General features: G+C 60.8%; 5 protein-coding genes. 2 read left to right on the top strand and 3 right to left on the bottom strand.

What is annotated here, in order from left to right:
* Nucleotides 1-398: 398 nt before the first annotated feature.
* Together FVD38_RS27020 and FVD38_RS27015 are read left to right on the top strand one after the other, a co-directional pair.
* Nucleotides 399-620: a DUF2061 domain-containing protein gene (locus FVD38_RS27020; protein ID WP_229494028.1), complete on the top strand. Its 222-nt coding sequence runs from the start codon at nucleotides 399-401 to the stop codon at nucleotides 618-620.
* Complete coding sequence (locus FVD38_RS27015) at nucleotides 604-810, top strand: DUF2061 domain-containing protein (protein ID WP_229494026.1); 207 nt, start codon at nucleotides 604-606, stop codon at nucleotides 808-810. Before FVD38_RS27020 ends, FVD38_RS27015 begins: the two co-directional genes overlap by 17 nt.
* Before the next feature lie 66 nt (nucleotides 811-876).
* Here FVD38_RS27015 and FVD38_RS27255 read toward each other — a convergent pair whose 3' ends face one another.
* From FVD38_RS27255 to FVD38_RS26215, 3 genes are all read right to left on the bottom strand, one after another.
* Nucleotides 877-1392, bottom strand: coding sequence for a DUF3999 family protein (locus FVD38_RS27255; protein WP_370660659.1), 516 nt, complete (start codon nucleotides 1390-1392; stop codon nucleotides 877-879).
* Between the two features lie 68 nt (nucleotides 1393-1460).
* Entirely contained in the window at nucleotides 1461-2237 is a 777-nt protein-coding gene (locus FVD38_RS26220; protein WP_229494024.1) for a DUF2339 domain-containing protein, read from the bottom strand.
* Nucleotides 2234-3271 carry a DUF2339 domain-containing protein gene (locus FVD38_RS26215; RefSeq protein WP_502572597.1) on the bottom strand — a complete coding sequence of 346 codons (1038 nt, stop codon included), beginning with the start codon at nucleotides 3269-3271 and terminating at the stop codon, nucleotides 2234-2236. Before FVD38_RS26215 ends, FVD38_RS26220 begins: the two co-directional genes overlap by 4 nt.
* Nucleotides 3272-3581 lie beyond the last annotated feature (310 nt).

The raw sequence follows: 3581 nt of genomic DNA, 5'->3' as shown, positions 1-3581 counted from the left end.
TAAGTAATCAAGAACCGAAGTTCTTGGCACCTTCATCAAACGCCCACACTTATCGACTGTTAATTTTTAAAGAACTTTATTCGGTACTGCATCCCTGCTGTTTGCTTCGAATCGTTTTGTTCGTCAGCAGCAGAGAAGAGAGAGTATGAAGCGTTTTTTAAATCTCGTCAACCCTCTTTTTCCTTCCGCTTTTCGCTGCCTTGAAGGCTGCGTCTGCGTCGGGAGAACGAGACTATAACAAACCGATGACACATCCCGCAAGCCCCGTCTTACCCATTTCGCATTCCTCATGATAGACCTGAGCTATCGGCATCTTCAATATTATTTGCTTTTAACTATAAGCGAGAATCATTACCATTTGCCTCTACAGTCAGCAACCGAAGTGAAGAGGCAACGCCATGGTCATCGCAGCCAAGAAAACCAGCCAGGTCATCACCCACATGACGATCGCCTTCGCAATCGCCTATGCGATGACTGGCTCGGTCATGTTCAGTGGCCTGGCCATCATCATCGAACCGGTGATCAACGCCCCTGTTGCTCCCCTTCCACGAAAAAGCGTGGGCGGCCATCCGCGAGGGAGCGAAATCGGCTCGCGAACGCTATATGCGCATTGCCGCTGAGAAGGTCAGCCAGACGCTCATGCACATGGTCGTGGCTTTTGCCGTCATCTATGGCGCGACCGGCTCGCTCGCCTTCGGTGGCCTTGCCGCCATCCTCGAACCGATCTGCAATGTGCTGCTGCTTCCGATCCATGACCGGTTCTGGGACAAGCTCGAACTGCGCATCAATAGTGGAATGCACGCCGCCTGAACCCTACGCCCAGTCACCCAAGCCCGCCAGTCACCAACCGGCGGGCTTTTTTGCAAGCGCGCCGATTCAGGCGACTGGCCGTTCGGCTCCGCTCTTAAGCTGGCGGAAGAGATGCCAGGCCATCGCCCCTAGTGCCAGGACGTCGCCAGCCAACAATGCCCACAGCCATCCCCGCTTGCTCCCGGATGGACTCCTGGCGGCATCGTCCGGGGCTTGGCCAGGTGACTGCTGCCGCATCAGATTTCCAGGCCTGGCCGCCGCTAACGTGGCCAGCTCGCGTGCACTGAACCCCGGCGCCACCTGATGTAGCCCGACTCGAGCCGGGCGTACTCCTGCGCGGCCAAAAGCCAGCGTGTAAGGCGGCTTGCCGCCAGCGATGAACACCATGCTCGCGGGTGACCAGCCCAGCCGCAGCGCCGGGCGCTCTAACACATCGGCCTGCGGCCGCACGATCCACTGGGAGGCATGTGTCACAGGAATCTCGACATCTCCAGAGGCCCGACGCCGCCCGTCCTGGACCATCTGGTAGAACGTCGTGTTCACCAGTGATTGCAATTGCGCAGAGGTTCGTCCTCCCGCCACGCCTGCGGATGGCCCGGTATTGCCCGACCTGCACCGGCATGACGACGTTCTGTTTTCTCCAGTTCAGCTCAAGCGGAAGCAGGCGGCGGCGCGCCGTGCGCCGTTTTCGGGTAGGGGGCGAAGTAGCCGACCAGGAGCAGCAGCACTCCGACACCGACGAAGGACACGACGCGCGCGATGCTGCCGCCGTTGGCCAGGTCGATCAGGAATTGCTTCAGCACAACGGTGCCAAGCACGAACGCTCCGCTCCACCAGCTGCGCCTCATAACCCGGCTTGCGGAGAAGCGCATGAGCAACAGCGCGCTCGCGCTCCAGACCTGGGACAACATGGCTTGCACGAATTGCGACGCGGCGAGCGCGCCGAAACGGTAGTCGATGCCGACATAGTGCGCCGCACTGCGCAACAGGATGAGGTTGAACCAGGTATAGGCCGCGATGGCGGCGCCGATCTTCAGCCGATGAAGTAGCGCGTTGTGGAGTGCTGCCTCGCTGGCTAGCTGGCGCAGCGCACTGGCCCACAGCATCAACACGAAGCCGGTGGTCAGGTCGAGCGGATTCAGGAGCGGCAAATAAGGTAACGGGGCCATGGCGCCGTCATGGCCCAGGTTCCAGACCATGACCAACATCGCCATCAACACGGTGCCGCAGGGGATGAGGACCGCGCGATACCACTCGGCCAGCGGTGCGCTCGGCCATCTGCCGGCCTGGCTGCTGCGCAGCAGGAATACGAGGGCCAGCATCATGACCCAGCTCGGCAAATAGTTGCTCCATGCGGCATCGACGGCCCAATCGGCTTGCGCCGCGAGGAGTGGATCGGCCGGCCCGGCAAGCCAGCGGTCGATCACGATGGCGCCGGCCGCCCACGCGCCAGCGGCCACGCCATGCGCACACCGACGACATGCAGCAGCACGGCACTGAGCAGAGCGCCGACCACCATCCAGTTTGCCAAAGTACCGCCGGCGGTACGAAGGATCGCTTCACTCCAGCATGCGCCAAGCAGGGCGATGGCAGCCAGCAACAGGCCGACGCCGGCAAGCTCCAGCAGGCTATCGTCATCGCCAGCATGCTTGCGTAGGTCGGTCGCGACGATGAATGCACTCCATGCGGCCGAGGTCCAGCGCGCACCGAGGGCAAACGGAATGGCGAGCGTGCCAAAGATGACGCCGACCACGGCGAAGGCCTCGACCATCATCCGCATGCGTTCCTCCCCACTGCGCCATAGAGCGATGCCGAGGGCCAGATAGAATCCGCCCAGGCCGAGCGCGGTAGAGGCAAGGCCGAAGGGCATGTCCTTGACCAGGCCCACCTGGAATCCGAATGCGAGCAGCGGCGTGCCCAGGACCAGCATGATGTCGACGTAGTCTTTCGTGCGCGTTCTCTCCCGGGTCGCGAACGCAAGCGGAATCGCGAAATAGCACAGGAAGAACAGGATCAGGAAGGCTTGCGCCGACCAGTAATGGTCCGGGGTATAGCGCAGCCCGCCCCAGGTCGCGCCGATGATGAAGGTGAAGACGAATCCCAGCAGATTGAGTGGATGCCATGAACGCATGAAGGCCAGGGCAAACACGCCGGCATTGAGCAGCGCGTAATAGGTGAAGAGTGCGATAAGGCTTCCACCTTCCCCGCTCGCCAGCAGCACGGGCGATGCGAAGCCGCCCGTGATGCCGAATGCCGCCAGCCAGGGCGCCTCTTGCAGGACCGCCAGCAGGCAGGTGAACGCCGTAAGGGAAACCAGCAGCGCGAACGCAAGACCGGAGGGTAAAAGTGCATAGAGCTGATAGGCGCTGAAGATCACCAGCATCAGGATGGCGATTGCCGTGCCCTGGATTGGCAGTGCGAGTTCCCTGCGCGTCAGGCGCAGACGCCATCCCCAGGCCAGCAGCCCGAAGATTGTGGCGGGGACGGTATGGTGTTCTCGGCTACTGATACCGGGGGACCGGCGTTGACGAGATCGGGCAGTGGGACTGTCCTGGCTGCAGAGGAATATTAAAAGCCAGAAATAATTTAGGAAGCGAATCCTGCTTTTGGTTGCGCCTCGTCAGCGACCATGGGGGCACGATTCTGGAGCCCAAAGCAAAAAACCCCACCAGGATCACCTAGTGGGGTTTTTCATATAACTAGCCTGACGATAACCTACTTTCACACTGGTTGCAGCACTATCATCGGCGCAAAGTCGTTTCACGGTCCTG

Origin of the sequence: Massilia arenae, assembly GCF_008014745.1 — a bacterium.
GTDB lineage: Bacteria > Pseudomonadota > Gammaproteobacteria > Burkholderiales > Burkholderiaceae_D > Telluria > Telluria arenae.
This window is presented reverse-complemented; position numbering and strand designations above follow the sequence as displayed.

What these genes read in the sequence shown, in the direction of transcription:
- FVD38_RS27020 (WP_229494028.1), top strand. Translation starts at nt 399, where the DNA reads ATGGTCATCGCAGCCAAGAAAACCAGCCAGGTCATCACCCACATGACG.
- FVD38_RS27015 (WP_229494026.1), top strand. Translation starts at nt 604, where the DNA reads ATGCGCATTGCCGCTGAGAAGGTCAGCCAGACGCTCATGCACATGGTC.